The sequence below is a fragment of the Eikenella sp. NML120348 genome, assembly GCF_001648435.1.
Taxonomy (GTDB): Bacteria; Pseudomonadota; Gammaproteobacteria; order Burkholderiales; family Neisseriaceae; genus Eikenella; species Eikenella exigua.
The window spans coordinates 272,736-293,693 of the sequence record NZ_LXSP01000002.1; the positions used below are offsets into that span (position 1 = coordinate 272,736).

Here is a 20,958-nt window from a genome sequence, read left to right on the forward strand (position 1 = left end):
GAAATCTCGTTTTGGCGAAATTCGCTTTAATCATTTTCAGGTAGCCTGTGCCGGGATAGAGGCTGCCTGAAAAAGTTGTGCGCTTGAAAAACGGCTTTCAGGTAGCCTTTCCGGTTTGCGGCGTAGGGCAAGAGGCGGGCTGAAAGTGTTACAATACACGGTTTCTTTTTATTCGAGTTTTCCGGCTTCATCATGTGCAATCACAACCACCCACACCACACCCGCGACAACGACACCATCCGCATCCGCGGCGCGCGCACGCATAATTTGAAAAACGTCGATTTGGACATTCCGCGCCACAAGCTGGTGGTAGTCACGGGGCTGTCGGGCAGCGGCAAGTCGTCGCTGGCGTTTGACACGCTGTATGCCGAAGGGCAGCGGCGTTATGTCGAGAGCCTTTCCGCCTATGCGCGGCAGTTTTTGCAGATGATGGACAAACCCGACGTCGATTTGATCGAAGGCCTGTCGCCCGCGATTTCCATCGAACAGAAATCCACCAGCCACAACCCTCGTTCCACCGTCGGCACGGTAACGGAAATCCATGATTACCTGCGCCTTTTGTACGCCCGCGTCGGCACGCCGTATTGCCCCGAACACAATCTGCCGTTGTCGAGCCAAACCGTGTCGCAGATGGTCGATGCCGTGTTGAAGCTGCCGGAAGACACGCGCGTGATGATTCTGGCGCCGGCGGTGCGCGAGCGTAAGGGCGAATTTGTCGATTTCTTTGCCGACTTGCAGGCGCAGGGTTTTGCGCGGGTGCGCGTGGATGGCGAGGTCTATCAGTTGGACGAAGTGCCGAAGCTGGAAAAAAACATCAAGCACAACATCGACGTGGTCATCGACCGCGTGAAAGTGAAGGCGGACATCAAGCAGCGGCTGGCGGAAAGTTTTGAAACCGCGCTGCGCCACGGCAACGAACGCGCGCTGGCGATGGAAATGGACAGCGGCGAAGAGCATTGGTTTTCCGCTCGTTTCGCCTGCCCCGTGTGTTCGTACAGCCTGCCCGAATTAGAGCCGCGCCTCTTTTCGTTCAACAACCCGATGGGTTCCTGCCCAACTTGCGACGGCTTGGGCAACACCAATTTCTTCGACCCCGAAAAAGTGGTCGCCCATCCTGAATTATCATTGGCAACGGGCGCGATTGACGGCTGGGACAAGCGCAACCAGTTTTATTTCCAAATGATTCAATCATTGGCGCGGCATTACGGTTTCGATGTGCAGGCTGCTTGGGAAACGCTACCTGAAAAAGTGAAAAAAGTCGTGCTGCACGGTTCGGGCAAAGAAGTCATTGATTTCACTTACCTATCCGAACGCGGTACTACGTTCAACCGCAGCCACGCCTTCGAAGGCATCATCCCCAATCTCGAACGCCGCTACCGCGAAACCGACAGCGAAACCGTGCGCGAAAAACTGCGCGAATACCAAAACCACCGCGCCTGCCCGAGCTGCGGCGGCGCACGTTTGCGTAAAGAAGCGCGCTACGTTTACGTCAGCGGCGAACCTTTACACGAAGTCTCCGCCTGGCCGCTCACCAAAACCCACCAATTCTTTGAAACGCTGGATTTGGACGGCAACAAAAAACAAATCGCCGAAAAAATCCTCAAAGAAATCACCGAGCGGCTCGGCTTCCTGATTAACGTTGGGCTGGATTACCTCAATCTCTCCCGCTCCGCCGAAACGCTTTCCGGCGGCGAAGCCCAGCGCATCCGTCTCGCCAGCCAAATCGGCAGCGGCCTGACCGGCGTGATGTACGTTTTGGACGAACCCTCCATCGGCCTGCACCAACGCGACAACGACCGCCTGCTCGCCACCCTCAAACGCCTGCGCGATTTGGGCAATAGCGTAATTGTGGTCGAACACGACGAAGACGCCATCCGCGAAGCCGATTTCGTCGTCGATATGGGCCCTGGCGCGGGCGAACACGGCGGCAACGTACTGATTGCCGACACGCCAGAAAACGTCGCCCAATGCGAAAAATCCGTTACCGGACAATATCTCAGCGGCAAAAAATCCATTGCCGTGCCGTCTGAACGCACGCCCGTCAATCCCGAGCGGAAGCTCGTCCTCAAAGGCGCGCGCGGCAACAACCTTAAAAACGTCACCCTCGAACTGCCGCTCGGTTTGATTACCTGCATCACCGGCGTATCCGGCAGCGGCAAGTCCACCCTGATTAACGACACCCTCGCCAAAATCACCGCCCGCGAACTCAACCGCGCCCAAGAAGAGCCCGCCCCATACGACGACATCCGCGGCCTCGAACACCTCGACAAAGTCATCAACGTCGACCAATCCCCCATCGGCCGCACCCCGCGCTCCAACCCCGCCACCTACACCGGCCTGTTCACCCCCATCCGCGAACTCTTCGCCGGCGTACCCCTCTCGCGCGAACGCGGCTACAACGTCGGCAGATTCTCCTTCAACGTCAAAGGCGGCCGCTGCGAAGCCTGCCAAGGTGACGGCGTGATTAAAGTCGAAATGCACTTCCTGCCCGACGTATACGTCCCCTGCGAAGTCTGCCACGGCAAACGCTACAACCGCGAAACGCTAGAAATCCAATACAAAGGCAAAAACATCAGCCAAGTCCTCGACATGACCGTCGAAGAAGCCCGCGAATTTTTCGACGCCGTCCCCACCGTATCGCGCAAACTGCAGACCCTGATGGACGTAGGCCTAGGCTACATCCGCCTCGGCCAGTCTGCCACCACCCTCTCCGGCGGCGAAGCCCAGCGCGTCAAACTCGCCTTGGAGCTATCCAAACGCGACACCGGCAGAACACTTTATATCCTCGACGAACCGACTACCGGCCTGCATTTCGCCGACATCGCCTTGCTGCTGGAAGTAATAGGCCGTCTGAAAGGCAAAGGCAACTCGATTGTGATTATCGAGCATAATCTGGATGTGATTAAAACCGCGGATTGGATTGTGGACTTAGGGCCGGAAGGCGGCGACGGTGGGGGACGGATTATTGCTTCTGGTAGCCCCGAGCAGGTGGCTAAGGTTAAGGGGAGTTATACTGGGAAGTATTTGAAGGTGGTTTTGTAATCTGCCACAACAAGTAATTATTTCTAGGAGAATTTAAAATGTCAAAACTAAATATGAAAAAATACACTGTATATTTTTTTACATTACAAGCAAAAAATTCAGTACAAGATAAAATAATCAGTACATTTGATTTTTTTCAGGAAGAATTTATCCAAAAAAATATTGAATTATCTAAACCAATTGAATTAGGATAAAATCGTTTCCAGTTAAGAAATATTTGTAGTTTATCTGATAACGAAATTGGGGGATCTTTAACACGGTTAAGAGAAGATGTCCCACCTGTTGGTTCAGCAGAACAAAACACTGAACGAGATATTGAATTAAAAACGAACGAGGGATTTTTAGAAAAAAGTCATTTTATTATTAGTAAAGAAATTAGTGGGCGAGAACTTATCTCATTTCAATATGCAATAGAAGCTGGGACAGTTAACACTCTTGGTAAATTATTACAAAAACTAATCACTCATGCAGATGAAGTAGAAATTTTAGAAATTATTCGCCAAGATGCTATGCATAGGGTAATGAATGGGGAAGTTCGTTATTTGGAATACACTATTGCGAAGCCACGTACAGAAGACTATATCGCAGAAGATGATTTTACCAAATCAGCATTGGAACTGATGAATGATAGCAATGCAACTAAATTTGATGGGAAAATATCAATACATGCTCGAAAAAAGGGATTATCTAAATGGATAAAGGAAAAGATAAGTACATTAATTAAACAATCAGAAACAACTAAAAGATTAAAAGTAGAGTTAAATGAGATAGAGATGCCTATTGATATTTTAAAAGATCAGATAAAAACTAAAATCTCTGTTGAAATAAAAAAGAAAAAAACGCGTCGTCCAGAAACAAGTCAAATGTTACAATCAATTTCTACAGGGAAAAAGAAAATGTATGATCAGATTAAAGAAGCAATAGAGATATAATAATGAAAAATAAAACAATTCTACTTGCTATTTTCATCATATCAATAGGATTATGGGCATTTCTCTCTAGAAGTAATGTTATTATGAAGCTAGATAATAAATCAATTTCTGATTTATATGGTTCGATACATAATTTATCCGTATCTTTATTTAGCTTATTGCTAGCTGTTCTTGCATTGTTTGCTTCATTAGTGAATCATGATTTCCTTACTAAAATGCAAAAAACTGGACAATTTTATACTTTAATTAAATCAATATTCTGGAATACTTTTAGTTTCTTTGGTTTGATATGTCTAACATTCATCAACCCATTTCTTGAGATACAGGAAAGTATTTTTATTCTAAAAATTAGTTTAATTATTCTTGCTATATCTCTGTTTTTACTATTTGATATTGGAAAGAAATTTTGGTTTGTTTTTTACGGATTAAGTAAAAAATCAAAGAAATAATTTAGCAAGCCGTAGCCTGCATACCCAAGCAACCGCGTGCGTGGCTGTGCCACACACCCTACCTGGGAATCACGCGAAACTTCAAAGCCAACGTGTAGGGTGTTTGCGGCACACACGCACGCGGTGGGTTGATTGACGGTTTGCCGTTTTCAAATTTACTTTTGAAGCTGCCACTTTTCAGACGGCCTCAAATACCAATACGGCCTACCCATCAATCCCTAAACCATCCGCCCACCTAAAACAAACCAATGTGCAGGCTGCTTTTCAACTTCGTTGAAGCTTCGTTTTCGGCAAGCTGCCATTCAAACGCCCTATCAATAAAGGCTACCTGAAAGCGTGAGCTTCAACGAAGTTAAAACTCACTTCGTTCGTTTTCAGGTAGCCTTTTCTTAACTTCACGGCAGCCGCAGTTTCAAAAATCAGAGACCGCCGTTATCCGCCAAACAACGCCGCCTTACCTTCCGCGCCGGAAACATCCAGCACTTCAATCTCTTTCCCGTCCAGCACCGCCTGTGTCAGCATGGCCACGCCGCCGGAGGGGCCAATTTCCAAAATCCGCCGCACGCCCAGCGCGGCCATGCTGCGGCATTCGGCCACCCAGTCCACCGGATCCATCAGGATATTGTGCGCGATGCCGCGCGCCTGCTCCACGTCCAAACCGCAGGCGGCCGCCCATTCGGCCACTTGCGCCACGGCGGGCAGCATGGCGGGGTGGTGGAAGCCGACTTCCACGTCCAGCCGCCACAGCAGGTTTTCGGGCGTTTGGCCGTTTTCGTCTTTAACCGTGTCCGACAACACGCCGCACACGCGCGCCACCGATTCGGGTTTGCCGCTGACGACAAAACCGTCCGCGCTGTTCTGCAGGCCGATACACGGGCAGTCGGCCGAATCTGCGGGGAACAGTTTGTCAATCACGGCGGCAAGCTGCCCGCGGCTCACGCCCTGCACCATCACCATCGGATGCAAGTCGTCGTGCAGATACATACCCGTTGCGCGCCCTTGCAGCGTGGCTGCCGCGCCAATCAATTCGGCCAAAGCCAGCAGTTTGGCGGCATGCTGCGGCTCGCGTATCAGAGAACGCCCGAGTATGCCCTGCGAATGCCCGATAACGCCCGCCGCCTTGCCGCTGTCCAAGCCGCGCGTTTCCAGCGTGTGCAGATTGGCGATTTGCGACAGGAAAATGCCGGGCGCGCTCACGGCGGCACGCACCAAATCGATGCCGTCCGCGCCGTTTTCCGCCCATTTTATTGGCTCGAAACCCTGCGGGCGGGCGGCGGCAATCTGCCCGGCCACAGGCTTCAAGATTTGGGCGGCAGCGGCGGCCACTTCGTTTGCCTTGTCCCGCGCCCCGTCAGCCAAAGCCTCGCGCAAAGTGCTAATCCAATCAAAACCCTGCCCGGAAAAGCAGAGGGCGAAGGGTTCGTTATGCAGTTGTTCAAGCAGGCGGTTTTGTGTAGCCATGATGTTGCTCCCGTAAGTGATGGATTTCAGACGACCTATGCCGTCCGCAAGATGTCAATCAATGCTGGCGGATGAACTGTTTACGATAACTATACGGGCTGCTGTGGCAACGGGTGCTGTGTTAGGTCAAACATCGGGCTATTTGTAGAGAGAAAGGATAGGATGCGGGGAAGGCCACCTGAAAACCATGTCTTGGCATAGCTAAAGCGAAGTTTCTGTGTAGCTTTGGTTCTGCCAAGCAATAAACCCTCTCCATTGAAACGGTGCTTTCAGTTAGCCTCTGCCATACTAAAAGGCTACCTGAAAACTGCTAAATACAGTTTCAGGTAGCCTTTTCTATTCAGCGTTTAAGCTGTCAAACACTTATTTCTTTTTACGTTGCGGCGGCAAGTCGGTGCAAGTGCCGTTGGCTACTTCCGCTGCCATACCGATGCTTTCGCCCAAGGTCGGGTGCGGGTGGATGGTTTTGCCGATGTCGGTTGCATCGCAGCCCATTTCGATGGCCAAGCAGATTTCGCCGATCATGTCGCCGGCGTGGGTGCCGACGATGCTGCCGCCGATAATCAGGCCGCTTTCGGCATCGAAAATCAGCTTGGTGAAGCCTTTGTCACGGCCATTGGCGATGGCGCGGCCGCTGGCAGCCCACGGGAATACAGCTTTGGTGATTTTGATGCCGTCGCGTTTGGCGATTTCTTCGGTAACGCCCACCCAAGCCACTTCGGGGTCGGTGTAGGCCACGCCCGGAATCACGCGTGCGTCGAAGTAGGCTTTGTGGCCGGCGCAGTTTTCCGCTGCCACGTGGCCTTCGTGCACGGCTTTGTGTGCCAACATGGGCTGGCCGATCACGTCGCCAATGGCGTAGATGTGCGGCGCGTTGGTGCGCATTTGTTTGTCCACTTCGATGAAGCCGCGTTCGGTAACGGCCACGCCGGCTTTTTCGGCAGAGCAAAGTTTGCCGTTCGGCGCACGGCCGGCAGCCACCAATACCAAATCATAGCGTTGCGGCTCTTTCGGCGCTTTTTCGCCTTCAAAGGTTACGTAGATGCCGTCGGGTTTGGCTTCCACGGCCACAGTTTTGGTGTTGGTCATGATGTTGTCGAAGTGGTGGGCGTTTATTTTCTCCCACACTTTTACCAAGTCGCGGTCGGCGCCCTGCATCAGGCCGTCCATCATTTCAACTACATCCAGGCGTGCGCCCAGTGTGCTGTACACAGTGCCCATTTCCAAGCCGATGATGCCACCGCCGATGACCAGCATTTTTTCAGGCAGTTTGCCGCCGTTTTGGCGCAGTTCCAGCGCGCCGGTGCTGTCCACAATGCGCGGATCTTCAGGGATGAAGGGCAGTTTCACCACACGGCTGCCCACGGCGATAATGCAGTTTTTGAAGGCAACGGTTTTTTTCGCGCCGGTTGTGGTGGCTTGTTCGTATTGGGTGGATTCGGTGAGCGACACTTCAATGTGGTTCGCGCCCACGAATTGGCCGTTACCTTGGATAACGTCCACTTTGCGGGCTTTGGCCATGCCTGCCAAGCCGCCGGTGAGTTTGGCGATCACTTTTTCTTTGTAGCCGCGCAGTTCGTCTACATTGATTTCGGGTTCGCCGAATTTGATGCCGTTTTTCACCAAGTGTTTCACTTCGTCAATCACGGCTGCGTTGTGCAGCAGTGCTTTAGACGGGATACAGCCCACGTTCAGGCACACGCCGCCCAAGGTGCTGTATTGCTCGATGATGGCGGTTTTCAGGCCTTCGTCGGCTGCGGCAAAGGCAGCGGAATAGCCGCCCGGGCCGCCGCCCAATACCACCACGTCGTATTCGGCATCGGCAGAACCGGCAAACTGTGCCGCTTGCGGTGCGGGCGCAGCGGCTTTGGGAGCTTCCGGCGCCGGAGCGGCGGCAGCTTTCGGTGCTTCGGCGGCAGCAGCCGCACCGGCGGCTTCGATCACGGCAATTACACCGCCTTCGGAGATTTTGTCGCCCACTTTCACTTTCACTTCTTTCACCACGCCTGCGGCTTCGGCCGGCACGTCCATGGTGGCTTTGTCGGTTTCCAGCGTAATCAAGGTGTCGTCTATAGCGATGGTGTCGCCTGCTTTGATTTCTACGGCGATGATGTCTACATTTTCGTGCCCGCCGATGTCGGGTACTTTCAATTCGATCAAGCTCATTGTGTTGCGCCTCATTTTGAGTGTTGGATTAATTCACAAAGGGCTACCTGAAAAATGGAAACCCGCAATGTTGCCAAGTTTTCGGTATTGTCCGATTAATTGTTCAACAGAGTGAATTATAACGCACTTCGCTGTCTTCCCCGCAGCTTTATCGGTGCAGGTTTTTCTGCTGCAGGCGCAGCGATGTCGGGATAGGTATATAATAGGTTCCTAATTATCAAGTTTTCAGGTAGCCTCAAATGACCCAGCCACGCTCCCCCGAACAGCCCGCCAGCCGCCGCGAAGCCTTCCGCCAAAACAGCATCTACCTACTGCCCAATTCGTTTACACTGGCGGCCTTATTTTGCGCGTTTTTCGCCATCACCCAATCCATGCACGGCCACTACGACACAGCGGCGGTGGCGGTGTTTGTGTCGATGCTGCTCGACGGCATGGATGGCCGTGTGGCGCGCTGGACCAACAGCCAGAGCGCGTTCGGCGAACAGCTCGACAGCCTGGCCGATATGGTGAGCTTCGGCGTGGCGCCCGCGCTGATTGCCTATAAGTGGCAGCTTTTCGAGTTCGGACGCATCGGCTATTCGGTGGCCTTCGTCTATTGCGCCTGTGCGGCCTTGCGCCTGGCCTTGTTCAACACTTTAATCGGTAAGGTGGACAAACGCTGGTTTATCGGCATTCCAAGCCCGACGGCAGCAGCCTTGGTGATTGGGCTGGTGTGGATGGATCATAGCCTGGGCAGCCTACCGCTGGCGCGTTGGTGGTGCTTGATCATCACACTGTTTGCCGGGCTTTCGATGGTGGCGCAGGTACGGTTTTGGAGCTTTAAGGAAATCAATGTGCGGCGCAAGGTGCCGTTTTTCGGGCTGCTCTTGGCAGTGATCGGCTTTTTGGTAATTACTTGGGAGCCTTCGTTGGTGCTGTTTCTGCTGTTTTTGGCCTACAGCCTATCGGGCTATGTGATGTGGTTTTGGCAGCGCAGCCGCAAGCAGAAAGAGCAACAGGAAGCGGAAAAAGAACCAGAGGCTACCTGAAAAGTGGCAACAGCCTGAATTTAGGGATAGGCCAGTGCCAAACCAGATTGGTCTGGACGGCTAAAGGCTACCTGAAAATTCAAATATGAAATGCCGCTGCCGATTTGCTTTCCGGCAGCGGTTTTTATAGTGGAGACAAGACAATGTGGAGCATGGAAGTGTTGCTGCCGCTGGCGGCAGTGGGCGCGGCGGCGGGGTTTTTGGCCGGGTTGCTGGGCATTGGTGGAGGGATGATTATCGTGCCGATTGTGCTGTGGGTGCTGGGCAGGCAGGGCATTACAGGCGAGCACGGCCAGCATTTGGCGGTGGGTACGTCGATGGCAGTGATTGTGTTTACCACCTTTTCCAGCGCACTGGCGCAGCAGAAACAGGGGGCGGTGCGCTGGGAATTTGTGCGGCGTATGGCGCCCGGGCTGGCGGCGGGCAGCCTGCTGGGCTCGCTGGTGTCGAACCGGATTCCCACCTTCGGCCTGCAGGTGTTGTTCATCGTGTTTTGCTATTCGATGGCGGCAAAAAACCTATTTCAGCTCAATCCGAAACCGGCGGCCAAGCTGCCAAGCAGTCGGATGCAGGCGGGGATTGGCGGGTTGTTTGGGCTGCTTTCCAGCTGGGTTGGTATCGGCGGCGGGTCGTTGTCGGTGCCGTTTATGATGTATTGCCGCATGCCGGTGCATCAGGCAGTGGCCACTTCCAGCGTGCTGGCTTGGCCGATTGCGGTAGCGGGGGCGCTAGGCTATCTGCTTTCTGGCTGGAATGTACCGGGGCTGCCTGCGGGTGCAGTGGGTTTTTGGTATGTGCCGTGCATCGTGGTGTTGGGGGTGTGCACGGTGCTGTTTGCACCCTTGGGCGTGAGAGCGGCACACCGCCTGCCGCCTGCCGGCTTGAAGCGGGTATTTGGGGCGCTGATGGTAGTGATTGGTAGCCAGATGCTGTGGAAGTTGTTGCATGGGGCGTAGGGCCAAATGTTTTCACCCCTACAGAATCTGCCGGTATGTTTTTAACTTCGCTGAAGCTTACGCTTTCAGGTAGCCTTCAAGCCGCGCATGCGAGACCAAAGCCGACAAATGCAAAAATCCGTATCCAAACAAGCAATCGCGCGGAAAACTTGCTAAAATGCCATCCGCCAGCCGCACGCCTTTGGGTAGGATGAAAAATCCAATGCGGCCGATATGTTGATAGCGAATTAGATTGGAGAACCAAATGGCCACTGAACGCACCCTTTCCATTATCAAACCCGATGCCGTGGCCAAAAACGTCATTGGCAAAATCTACAGCCGCTTTGAAAGCAACGGCCTGAAAATTGTAGCCGCCAAAATGAAGCACCTCACCCGCGAGGAAGCCGAGGGCTTCTATGCCATACACAAAGAGCGCCTGTTTTTTGCCGATTTGGTGAAATTCATGACTAGCGGCCCGGTGGTGGTACAGGTATTGGAGGGCGAAAACGCAGTGGCCAAAAACCGCGAGTTGATGGGCGCTACCAATCCGAAAGAAGCCGCTCCCGGCACCATCCGTGCCGATTTCGCTTCCTCTATCGATGCAAACGCCGTGCACGGTTCCGACAGCTTGGCCAATGCCGCCATCGAAGTGGCCTATTTTTTCAGCGAGCAGGAAATCTGCCCGCGTTAAACCGGCCAAGCTGCAGGCTACCTGAAAGTTTCAAACGTGTTGAAACGCAGTTTTCAGGTAGCCTTTAAGCCTTTATATATAAATCATAAAACCCAAGAACACAACCAGCCGATTTGCGGCGCTCATATGAAAACCAACCTGCTCAACTACGACATCGCCGGCCTCACCGCCCATTTCGCCCAAATGGGGGAAAAACCCTTCCGCGCCCGCCAAGTGATGCGCTGGATGCACCAAGGCGCAGCCGGCGATTTCGATGAAATGACCGACCTGGCCAAATCGCTGCGCGCCAAGCTCAACGAGAGTGCGCAAGTGGGCGTGCCCGCGCTGATGGCCGCGCAGGAAAGCTGCGACGGCACGCGTAAATGGCTGTTGGATGTGGGCACCGGTAACGGCGTGGAAACCGTGTTCATCCCCGAAACCGACCGTGGCACGTTGTGCGTTTCTTCGCAGGTAGGCTGTGCACTGGAATGCACTTTCTGCTCCACCGGCCGCCAAGGCTTCAACCGCAACCTCTCCACTGCCGAAATCATCGGCCAATTATGGTGGGCAAACAAAGCACTGGGCGCCACCCCCAAAGACGAACGAGTGATTTCCAACGTGGTGATGATGGGCATGGGTGAGCCGCTGGCCAACTACGATAATGTGGTTACCGCGCTCTCCATCATGCTGGATGATCACGGCTACGCTCTAAGTCGCCGCCGCGTTACCGTGTCCACCTCCGGCATGGTGCCGCAAATGGACAGGCTCAAAGAAGACATGCCAGTGGCGCTGGCTGTATCTCTGCACGCCCCAAACGACGCCATCCGCAACAAAATCGTGCCGCTAAACAAAAAATATCCGCTCAAAGAGTTGATGGTTGCCTGCCAGCGCTATCTGGTTAAAGCCCCGCGCGACTTCGTTACCTTCGAATATGTTATGCTCGACGGCGTAAACGACAAACCCGAACACGCCCGCGAGCTGTTGGAATTGGTTAAAGACGTTCCCTGCAAATTCAATCTAATTCCGTTTAACCCCTTCCCCAATTCCGGCTACAACCGCTCCAGCGATGAAAATATCCGCGTATTCCGTGACATCCTGTATCAGGCCGGTTTAGTGGTTACCGTGCGCAAAACGCGTGGCGACGACATCGATGCGGCCTGCGGCCAACTGGCCGGACAGGTGCAGGACAAAACTCGCCGCCAACAAAAATGGCTGCAATTACAAGTTGCAAAAGGTTGATTATCATGAGAAAAAATTTAGTTGCCTCCCTGACGGCATTCGCTTTGCTCGCCGGCTGCGGCGGCATCACTATCCACACCGGCAACAAAGAAGTGCGCAACCGGCCAGAGGAAATTGCCGCCATCAAAACCCAGCTTGCCATCGAATATATGAATTCGCGCGACTACCGTGCCGCCGTGTCTGCGATTGAAGAAGCCCTACAGGCTCAGCCACGCAACGAAAACGCCTGGCTGGTGCGTGCTGAAATTTATCAATATCTGAAAGTGCCGGAGAAAGCGGAAGAAAGTTTCCAACGCGCCCTGTCTATCAAGCCCGACAGTGCGGAAATCAACAACAACTACGGTTGGTTTTTGTGCAACTCCGGCAGCCGTGCAAACCAGGCCTTGGCTTATTTCGACCGCGCCCTGGCCGACCCTACTTATCCCAGCCCGCAGGTAGCCTACATGAACAAAGGCATCTGTAGCGCCCGCCTGGGGCAATACAACCTGGCCATGGCCTATCTGGAACGCTCCCAAGCCGCCGACCCGAGTTTCGCCCCCGCGCAAAAAGAAATGGCACGCGTGCGCATGCTCGAAGGCAATTTGGGCGAGGCCGACCGCCAGTTCCGCCAATATCAAAGTAAGGTAGACCGGCTAGGTGCCGACGATCTGCTGCTGGGCTGGAAGATTGCCCGCGCCCGCGGCCAAACCCAGGCTGCCTACGAATACGAAGCGCAGCTGCGCACCAACTATCCGTATTCGCCAGAACTTCAAGAAATTACCACAGGAAGACCCCAATGACCGAGATCTCAACCCCCCAGCTGGCCGCTGCTGAAGAACTGGGCAAATTGTTGCGCCACAACCGCGAACAGCAACAGCTGTCGCTTGGCGATGTGTCGGAACACCTGAAACTGCCCGCCCGCCAGGTGGAGGCGTTGGAAAACGCCGATTTCAGCAAATTGCCTGAGCCCGTGTTTGTGCGCGGCTTTCTGCGCAGCTACGGACGCTACCTGAATTTGGATGAAACCGTATTAAACAACTATCTGGAGCAGATAATTACCCCCAGCCAATTCCAAAGCCCTGCTGCCAAAGAAGACGGCAACGTGAAGATGACCTACCACAACGCTCTGATTAAAAAGCCATTTCCGCGCTGGATTTTCGGCGTGGCCGCCACTGCCGCGATTGTGGGCGTGGTAGTGTTGTGGCAGATGAAGTCCAATACCGAACACCAAAAACAGAATGCCCAAACCAGCATTCCGGAAAACCAAATCCTGCCGCCCAACTTAGACAGCAGCAATGTGCAGGTGTTGCCGCTGCAAGAAGCCTCCACGCCTGCTGCCTCCCTGCCGGCGGTTTCAGGTAGCCAGCCGCAGCCGGTAGAAAACCCTGCTTCTGCACCGGCCGCTGCTGCAGGCATCCAATCGGCTCAGGGCGAATTGGTGCTCAAACTGCGCTTCCGCTCTTTCCTCACCGTAACCGATAAAGACGGCCAAATGCTGGTAAGCAAAATCGTGCCTGCCGGCAGCGAACACCGCTTCTCCGGTAACGGCCCCTACCGCGTACGCATCGGCTTTGCCAAAAACAGCTTAGCCAGCTACAGCGGTCGCGACATCAATGTGGCCGAGCACATGGTCGACCAAAAAACCGCCGCCTTCACTGCCGGCGGCCAAGATGATGCCGCCCAATAACCATACCTGTTTATGAACACAACCCTTCCTTCCCGCCGGCGCACGCATCAGGTAGAAATTGAACACATCACCGTCGGTTCCGGCTCGCCGGTGGTGGTGCAGTCAATGACCAACACCGACACCGCCGACGCCGAAGCCACCGCCTTACAGGTAAAAGAACTCAGCGAAGCCGGCTCGGAAATGGTGCGGATTACGGTAAACAACCCGCAGGCCGCTGCCAAAGTGGCCGAAATCCGCAGCCGGCTCGACGACATGGGCTGCCCCACCCCGCTCATCGGTGATTTCCACTTCAATGGCGAACGCCTCTTGGCCGAATTTCCCGAATGCGGCAAGGCCTTGGCCAAATACCGCATCAATCCTGGCAACGTGGGCAAAGGCACGAAAGGCGATGAGAAATTCGCCTTCCTCATCCGCACTGCTGCCGAAAACGGCAAAGCTGTACGCATCGGCGTGAACTGGGGCAGCCTCGACCAAAGCCTAGCCAAACGCCTGATGGATGCCAACCGCAGCCGCCCCGAGCCGCAGCCGCCCGAAGCCGTGATGAAAGAAGTACTGGTGCTTTCTGCGCTGGAATCCGCACAAAAAGCCGTGGATTTGGGGCTACCTGAAAACAAAATCATCCTGTCGTGCAAAGTCAGTGCCGTGCAGGATCTGATTCAGGTGTATCGCGATTTGGGCAGCCGCTGCGCCTATCCGCTGCATCTGGGGCTTACCGAAGCCGGCATGGGCAGCAAAGGCATCGTGGCTTCTACTGCCGCGCTGTCTGTATTGCTGCAAGAAGGCATCGGCGACACCATCCGCATCTCGCTCACCCCCGAGCCAGGCAGTTCGCGCACGCAGGAAGTGATTGTGGCGCAAGAAATCCTACAAACTATGGGATTGCGCTCTTTCACACCGATGGTAACCGCTTGCCCGGGCTGCGGCCGCACCACCAGCACCGTATTCCAAGAGCTGGCGCGCGATATCCAGCTGCACCTGCGGATGCAGATGCCGGTGTGGAAACACAAATATCCCGGCGTGGAAAGCCTGAACGTGGCCGTGATGGGTTGCGTGGTCAACGGCCCTGGCGAAAGCAAACTGGCCGATATCGGCATCAGCCTACCCGGCACCGGCGAAACCCCGGTTGCCCCCGTGTATGTGGATGGAGAGCGCAAAGTAACGCTTAAGGGCGACAAGATGGCTGCTGAGTTTTTGCAGATTGTGGAAACCTACGTGGCTGAAAACTACGGCGAAGGCGGCAAAAAACGCCTCAGCCAAGCCGCCAAAATCATCCCTATCCGCCAAGCTTAGCCGGATTGGCGTACGAAAACGAAACTTTTGCCTTGATTGGCAAAGGTTTTTTATTTTCAAGCAGCCTCAGCTGCATCGTTGCAAGCTACCTGAAACGTCGTAGCGAAAATTCAGCTAATCCGCCATATGTATAGTGGATAAAAATGAGAATAGGACAAGGCGAGCCACGCAGTAGCGTTCTTATTTTAATTCACTATAAAATATGCTTCGGCTATCACTTGCCCATGTAGAGCTTGCTCCGCAGATTGGCTATAATGCCCACCAACCGCAGCTATAGCGGGCACACAAAGGGAAACATCATGGCCGCCGACCTTCGTCAGCTTCTGCTCAAACTTTATCTGCTCAACAACCCCAAACTCGAACACAAGGTTTACATCTACTCCTATCGCGGCGTAACCGATGTGGCCACCAACCCCTTCCAATATGTTAGTGGTGATGTGGCCGAAAACGTGAAGAAAAGCCTGATCCTGCAAAATCTGGCCAGCGGCGAAATGCTGCAGGCCTTCATCGTGCCCACGCCCGATAGCAAAGGCAAAACCCACAGCGCCTACGAAATTGAAAACACCGTGCTCTACGGCAACAAAGCCGGCGTTATTATCGAAATCGGGCTCGATAAAGACAAAATCGAAAAAACCGATAAATACCGCCAGTTCAGCCATTTGGCAGTGAGCATGTTGCGGCAGTTTATCGACTAACCCGCAATTCAAATCCTAATCAGGCTACCTGAAAACCGAAAAGGCAGCCTGAGAAGGGCAATCCCATAAACCATAGAAATCAAGGAAAATACCATGCAAACATGGAAAACCGCCCTCTGCCTCACCGCCCTGCTCACCGCAGCTGCCTGCGCCAAACCGCCCGCCCAAGCTGCGGGCGAAGCGCAGCTGCAATCAGTAACCAACGTGGAAAGCTACTGCAAACTCACGGCAGCCGTCTCCCACGATGCCGTCCTGGCACGGCTGGAAGGCGAAAAGCCTGCCGACACTGAAGCCCGCCTGCGCCAGAAGTATGCGCCCGCCGCCCAAAGTGACGAATCCCGCAGGCTGGTGCACGGTACCATCAGTATGGTCGTCAGCAAAGCCCAACGCGCCCGTGGTGTACCTGCCGATTCAAAAACTTCGCTCGATGCCGATACCAAAAACCGCATCGCCGAACGCATCGGCGCAGAAGAATACCGCTCCTGCATGAATGTGCTTGCCGCCAAACAATAAACGGCCAACCCAAAGGCGGCCTGAAGTCCCTTGCCCCGCCGTGCTATAATGCACGGTTTTTTCTATTTCCGATCCGATTACAAGGCAGCAGACAACCTCATGAAAAACATCCGCAACATCGCCATCATCGCCCACGTCGATCATGGCAAAACCACACTCGTAGACCAACTTCTGCGCCAATCCGGCACCTTCCGCGCCAACCAGCATGTGGACGAGCGTGTGATGGACAGCAACGACCTTGAAAAAGAACGCGGCATCACCATCCTCGCCAAAAACACCGCCATCGAATACGAAGGCTACCACATCAACATCGTCGATACCCCCGGACACGCCGACTTCGGCGGCGAAGTAGAACGCGTGCTCGGCATGGTGGATTGCGTGCTGCTGTTGGTGGACGCGCAAGAAGGCCCGATGCCGCAAACCCGCTTCGTCACCAAAAAAGCCCTCGCGCTGGGCTTGAAACCCATCGTGGTGATCAACAAAATCGATAAGCCCACCGCCCGCGCCAGCTGGGTGATCGACCAAACCTTTGATTTGTTCGACAACCTTGGCGCCAGCGAAGAGCAGCTCGATTTCCCTATCGTCTATGCTTCCGGCCTCTCCGGCTTCGCCAAGCTGAACGAAGAAGACGAGAGCAGCGATATGCGCCCGCTGTTCGACACCATCCTCAAATACACTCCCCCGCCTTCAGGTAGCGCCGCTGCGCCGCTGCAGCTGCAAATCTCCCAGCTCGACTACGACAACTACACCGGCCGACTCGGTATCGGCCGCATCCTCAACGGCAAAATCCGCCCCGGCCAAACCGTGGCCGTAATGAACCACGACAAACAAATCGCCCAAGGCCGCATCAACCAGCTGCTCGGTTTCAGCGGGCTGGAACGCGTGCCGCTGCAGGAAGCCGAAGCAGGCGACATCGTGCTGATTTCCGGCATCGACGAAATCGGCATCGGCGTAACCATTTGCGACAAAGACAACCCCATCGGCGTGCCAATGCTGAGCGTGGACGAGCCTACCCTCACCATGGACTTCATGGTAAACACCAGCCCGCTGGCCGGCACTGAGGGCAAATTCGTTACCAGCCGCCAAATCCGCGACCGCCTGCAACGCGAACTGCTCACCAACGTGGCCCTGCGCGTGGAAGACACTGCCGATGCCGACGTATTCCGCGTGTCCGGCCGTGGCGAACTGCACCTCACCATCCTGCTGGAAAACATGCGTCGCGAAGGCTACGAGCTGGCTGTGGGCAAACCGCGCGTGGTATACCGCGACATCAACGGCCAAAAATGCGAGCCGTATGAAAATCTGACTGTGGACGTGCCCGACGAAAACCAAGGCGCGGTGATGGAAGAACTCGGCCGCCGCCGCGGCGAGCTCACCAATATGGAAAGCGACGGCCATGGCCGCACCCGCCTCGAATACCACATTCCCGCACGCGGCCTCATCGGCTTCCAAGGCGAATTCATGACCCTCACGCGCGGCGTCGGCCTGATGAGCCATGTGTTCGACGACTACGCCCCCGTGAAGCCCGATATACCCGGCCGCCACAACGGCGTGCTGGTTTCCCAAGAGCAAGGAGAAGCCGTGGCTTATGCCCTGTGGAACTTGGAAGAACGCGGCCGCATGTTCGTGTCGCCCAACGACAAAATCTACGAAGGCATGATTATCGGCATCCACAGCCGCGACAACGATTTGGTGGTGAATCCGCTCAAAGGCAAAAAGCTCACCAACGTGCGCGCCAGCGGCACCGACGAAGCCGTGCGCCTCACCACGCCGATTAAGCTCACGCTGGAAAGCGCAGTGGAATTTATCGACGACGATGAGCTGGTGGAAATCACCCCCAAATCCATCCGCCTGCGCAAACGCTACCTGAGCGAACTGGAACGTCGCCGCCACTTTAAAAAATTGGACTAAGGCTACCTGAAAAGCCTCAGGCCGCTTAAAATCCGGTAACAGGCTACCTGAAAACGAAGCTGAACATCTCCGCCATCTTTCAGGTAGCCTTTATTCCAACCCAACCTTTCAGCCATATCCACCAACATGAGCCTCCCCGCCTCCAACAGCAGCCTTTCCTACCGAGCCGATATCGACGGTCTACGCGCTGTGGCCGTGATTGCCGTTATCCTGTTTCATATTCATGCCAAGCTACTCCCCGGTGGCTTTCTCGGCGTGGATATATTCTTCGTTATCTCCGGCTATTTGATTACCTCCATCATCCACAAGGAGCTAACCGGGCAACGCTTTTCGCTGCTCAATTTCTACCAGCGCCGTGCCAAACGCATTTTGCCCGCCTTCTTGTTTGTGCTCGCCGCCTGCACGGCCGTGGGCGCATGGCTGCTGATGCCGGACGATTTTTTTAACTATCTGCGTTCGCTGCGCTCCTCGCTGTTTTTCGGTGCCAACCTGTTTTTTGCCAAAAGCGGAGGCTATTTTGATATTGCTTCCGCCGAAAAACCGCTGCTGCACATCTGGTCGCTTTCCTTGGAAGAGCAGTTCTATTTTGTTTTCCCTCTCTTGATGTGGCTGGTGCACAAATATCTGCCCAAATACACCGTGCACGCTGTTATCGCCATGATTGCCGCCAGCCTGCTCTCCGGCTTGGTGCCTTATGAGGCAGATGCCTACTACCTGCCGCAAGTGCGCGCATACGAATTACTAATCGGTTCGCTGGCTGCCGTGGTGCCGGCTCGCTGTAAAACCCCGGGCAAAAGCCTAAACCCAACTGCGTGGTTGGCCGCTATTGTTATGCTGGTTTGTTTGTGTTTGCCCGACGGCTTCCTGCCTGGCAAAGGCTATGTTGAGCGCTTGGCCGTATGCAGCGCTGCTGCCTGGCTGATTGCCGCCGGCAACGGCAGCCGTTTCAACCAACTGCTTGCTTGGAAGCCGATGGTGGCCGTCGGCCTGATTTCCTATCCGCTGTATCTGTGGCACTGGCCGGTGTTGGCGCTGCTGCGTTATGCATATATGGACAGCGTATTGCCGTTGGATGTGGTATTGGTGTCAATGGCCGGCGTGGTATTGGCTTCGTGGGTATCATACCGCTTGATTGAGAATCCGATTCGGCACAGCAAAAAACTGTCTGGCAAGGAGTTTGCCAGCGTGATGGCGGTTTATTTCGCGCTGGGGATTGGGGTGAATGCAGGGCGTTCAGCTTACGATAAGCAGCTTCGCCACACTCCGGAAAAACAAGAGTTGGGTTGGCATACTGGTATCTGTAATGACGGAGAAAATAATGATTGCGTTAAAGGCGACCGCAACAAACCGGTAACCGTCCTGGCTGTTGGCGATTCACATACCGCGCACTACAACACTTTCTATGAAGTAGTAGGCAGGCATGAAGGTTGGGCAGCATATGTCGTATCTGCTGGTAGCTGTGCTTTCCTATACAACACCACTACAGTACATAAAAACTTAGAACGGCCAGAATGGCGCGAGCGGTGTTTGGCCATGCGCCATCGAGTGGAACAGGATTTAGATAAATATCAAGTAGTAATTTTGTCTAACCGCTGGCAACAACGGTTAGAGCAGCCTGATTTTCCGAAAAATTTCGAGAAAACCCTACAATTTCTGCTTAACCGGCAGAAGACTGTTTATGTATTGAAAGACAATCCTAATGCCGGAGCAGGCATTCTCCGTAAAAGGTATTTGCAATCTATCGGCCTGTTCCAGCAGCTAACCGAACGGCAGCAATTTATCCGTCAAGACTCGGAAGCAGCCAACCAAACCATTTACGAGATTGTCCGCAAATATCCCCAAGTACACTGGATAGATTTTACTGATTTGGTTCCTTCAGACTTTACCGTTGATGGCCTGCCCATCTATGTTGATAGTGAGCATTTCAACCCATACGGCTCGGAACAAATGGGCAAACGCTTTATCGCTTCCGGCCGCCGCTTATTGCAGCCGATGCCTGATAAACCAGCTGATCAACAACCGGTAAACCATCAATAGCGCGATTCTGCTCTACCAAAAGGCTACTTGAAATCTGCCCATCGGTTTCAGGTAGCCTTTTCATATCAGCAGAAGAGTGCCGCAGAATCGGCTATAATGCCACCGTTTCCAATGCTTGATTTCAGGGAAGGCATCATGAGCGATTTTCGGCAGGATTTCCTGCGCTTTGCGCTGGAGCAGGATGTATTGCGCTTTGGCGAGTTTGTTACCAAGGCCGGGAGGCTGTCGCCCTATTTTTTCAACGCCGGGCTGTTTAACGATGGCGCCTCCACCCTTGCGCTGGCGCGGTTTTATGTGCGTTCGATTCTCGAGAGCGGGGTGGAGTTCGATATGCTGTTCGGCCCGGCTTATAAAGGCATCGTGCTGGCTTCGGCCACGGCGATGATGCTGGCCGAAGCGGGGCGCAATGTGCCTTTTGCCTACAACCGCAAGGAAGCCAAAGACCACGGCGAAGGCGGCACGCTGGTGGGTGCGCCGCTGGCCGGGCGGGTGTTGATTATTGACGATGTGATTTCCGCCGGCACTTCGGTGCGTGAATCGGTGCGCCTGATTGAGCAAGCGGGCGCCACGCCGGCCGGGGTGGCAATTGCGCTCGACCGCATGGAAAAAGGCACGGGCAGTCAGTCGGCGGTACAAGAAGTACGTCAACAATACGGGCTGCCGGTGGTGCCGATTGCCAGCCTGGCCGATTTGCTCGCACTCTTGCAAGACGATGCGCAGTTCCGGCAATACCTCGAGCCAGTGCAGGCCTACCGCGACCGCTACGGGGTGGCGGATTAAGAATAAAGGCTACCTGAAAGCGATGTCTTGGCGAAGCTAAAGCGCCAGCTTCAACGTAGTTAAAACGAGACTCTGGCGCAGCCAAATTAAAATTCCTGCGAAGCTAAAATTTTCAGGTAGCCTTCAACGTTCCAGCCGCCCGCA

At 54.3% G+C, this 20,958-nt stretch carries 19 protein-coding genes; 16 read left to right on the top strand and 3 right to left on the bottom strand.

Annotated elements, in window-relative coordinates:
- Positions 1 to 192: 192 nt before the first annotated feature.
- From uvrA to A7P99_RS04635, 4 genes are all read left to right on the top strand, one after another.
- Complete coding sequence (gene uvrA / locus A7P99_RS04625; RefSeq protein WP_067448753.1) at positions 193 to 3,042, top strand: excinuclease ABC subunit UvrA; 2,850 nt, start codon at positions 193 to 195, stop codon at positions 3,040 to 3,042.
- Positions 3,043 to 3,080: 38 nt separating this feature from the next.
- Positions 3,081 to 3,236: a hypothetical protein gene (locus A7P99_RS10005; protein ID WP_153705531.1), complete on the top strand. Its 156-nt coding sequence runs from the start codon at positions 3,081 to 3,083 to the stop codon at positions 3,234 to 3,236.
- 327 nt (positions 3,237 to 3,563) lie between these two features.
- A complete protein-coding gene (locus A7P99_RS04630) occupies positions 3,564 to 3,974 on the top strand; it encodes a hypothetical protein (protein ID WP_156499691.1) in 411 nt (136 codons plus the stop codon).
- Between the two features lie 2 nt (positions 3,975 to 3,976).
- The gene (locus A7P99_RS04635; protein ID WP_067527430.1) at positions 3,977 to 4,423 is read left to right on the top strand and encodes a hypothetical protein; all 447 of its coding nucleotides are present in this window, start codon (positions 3,977 to 3,979) and stop codon (positions 4,421 to 4,423) included.
- Between the two features lie 432 nt (positions 4,424 to 4,855).
- Here A7P99_RS04635 and A7P99_RS04640 read toward each other — a convergent pair whose 3' ends face one another.
- Positions 4,856 to 5,884 (bottom strand): ACP S-malonyltransferase, encoded by a 1,029-nt coding sequence (locus A7P99_RS04640; protein ID WP_067448747.1) that lies wholly within the window; start codon positions 5,882 to 5,884, stop codon positions 4,856 to 4,858.
- A 363-nt stretch (positions 5,885 to 6,247) separates the two neighbouring features.
- Positions 6,248 to 8,050 carry a dihydrolipoyl dehydrogenase gene (gene lpdA / locus A7P99_RS04645; RefSeq protein WP_067686651.1) on the bottom strand — a complete coding sequence of 601 codons (1,803 nt, stop codon included), beginning with the start codon at positions 8,048 to 8,050 and terminating at the stop codon, positions 6,248 to 6,250.
- A gap of 239 nt (positions 8,051 to 8,289) precedes the next feature.
- On the opposite strand from lpdA, the gene pssA reads away from it, so the two are divergent.
- Entirely contained in the window at positions 8,290 to 9,078 is a 789-nt protein-coding gene (gene pssA, locus A7P99_RS04650) for a CDP-diacylglycerol--serine O-phosphatidyltransferase (protein WP_067448743.1), read from the top strand.
- Positions 9,079 to 9,221: 143 nt separating this feature from the next.
- Positions 9,222 to 10,034: a sulfite exporter TauE/SafE family protein gene (locus A7P99_RS04655; protein WP_067448741.1), complete on the top strand. Its 813-nt coding sequence runs from the start codon at positions 9,222 to 9,224 to the stop codon at positions 10,032 to 10,034.
- A 57-nt stretch (positions 10,035 to 10,091) separates the two neighbouring features.
- On the opposite strand, the gene A7P99_RS10010 is transcribed toward A7P99_RS04655, so the two are convergent.
- On the bottom strand, positions 10,092 to 10,286 hold the full coding sequence (locus tag A7P99_RS10010) for a hypothetical protein (protein WP_151086444.1): 195 nt from the start codon (positions 10,284 to 10,286) through the stop codon (positions 10,092 to 10,094).
- Here A7P99_RS10010 and ndk point away from each other — a divergent pair.
- The 10 genes from ndk to pyrE all read left to right on the top strand — a co-directional run bounded on the left by ndk (position 10,279) and on the right by pyrE (position 20,814).
- Complete coding sequence (gene ndk / locus A7P99_RS04660) at positions 10,279 to 10,704, top strand: nucleoside-diphosphate kinase (RefSeq protein ID WP_067448739.1); 426 nt, start codon at positions 10,279 to 10,281, stop codon at positions 10,702 to 10,704. The two genes, A7P99_RS10010 and ndk, sit on opposite strands and share 8 nt — an antisense overlap.
- A 126-nt stretch (positions 10,705 to 10,830) precedes the next feature.
- A complete protein-coding gene (rlmN, locus tag A7P99_RS04665) occupies positions 10,831 to 11,922 on the top strand; it encodes a 23S rRNA (adenine(2503)-C(2))-methyltransferase RlmN (protein WP_067686654.1) in 1,092 nt (363 codons plus the stop codon).
- 5 nt (positions 11,923 to 11,927) lie between these two features.
- The gene (pilW, locus tag A7P99_RS04670) at positions 11,928 to 12,701 is read left to right on the top strand and encodes a type IV pilus biogenesis/stability protein PilW (protein ID WP_082880724.1); all 774 of its coding nucleotides are present in this window, start codon (positions 11,928 to 11,930) and stop codon (positions 12,699 to 12,701) included.
- On the top strand, positions 12,698 to 13,588 hold the full coding sequence (locus A7P99_RS04675; RefSeq protein WP_067448737.1) for a RodZ domain-containing protein: 891 nt from the start codon (positions 12,698 to 12,700) through the stop codon (positions 13,586 to 13,588). The genes pilW and A7P99_RS04675 overlap by 4 nt, the downstream gene beginning before the upstream one ends.
- A 12-nt stretch (positions 13,589 to 13,600) precedes the next feature.
- The gene (ispG, locus tag A7P99_RS04680) at positions 13,601 to 14,878 is read left to right on the top strand and encodes a flavodoxin-dependent (E)-4-hydroxy-3-methylbut-2-enyl-diphosphate synthase (protein ID WP_067440094.1); all 1,278 of its coding nucleotides are present in this window, start codon (positions 13,601 to 13,603) and stop codon (positions 14,876 to 14,878) included.
- Positions 14,879 to 15,177: 299 nt separating this feature from the next.
- Complete coding sequence (locus A7P99_RS04685; protein ID WP_067440095.1) at positions 15,178 to 15,573, top strand: hypothetical protein; 396 nt, start codon at positions 15,178 to 15,180, stop codon at positions 15,571 to 15,573.
- A 93-nt stretch (positions 15,574 to 15,666) separates the two neighbouring features.
- Positions 15,667 to 16,086: a hypothetical protein gene (locus A7P99_RS04690; RefSeq protein WP_067448735.1), complete on the top strand. Its 420-nt coding sequence runs from the start codon at positions 15,667 to 15,669 to the stop codon at positions 16,084 to 16,086.
- 99 nt (positions 16,087 to 16,185) lie between these two features.
- Positions 16,186 to 17,997: a translational GTPase TypA gene (gene typA / locus A7P99_RS04695; protein WP_067448953.1), complete on the top strand. Its 1,812-nt coding sequence runs from the start codon at positions 16,186 to 16,188 to the stop codon at positions 17,995 to 17,997.
- 126 nt (positions 17,998 to 18,123) lie between these two features.
- Positions 18,124 to 20,034: an acyltransferase family protein gene (locus tag A7P99_RS04700; RefSeq protein WP_067448733.1), complete on the top strand. Its 1,911-nt coding sequence runs from the start codon at positions 18,124 to 18,126 to the stop codon at positions 20,032 to 20,034.
- 135 nt (positions 20,035 to 20,169) lie between these two features.
- Positions 20,170 to 20,814, top strand: coding sequence for an orotate phosphoribosyltransferase (gene pyrE / locus A7P99_RS04705; RefSeq protein WP_067527434.1), 645 nt, complete (start codon positions 20,170 to 20,172; stop codon positions 20,812 to 20,814).
- The last annotated feature ends 144 nt before the right edge of the window (positions 20,815 to 20,958 follow it).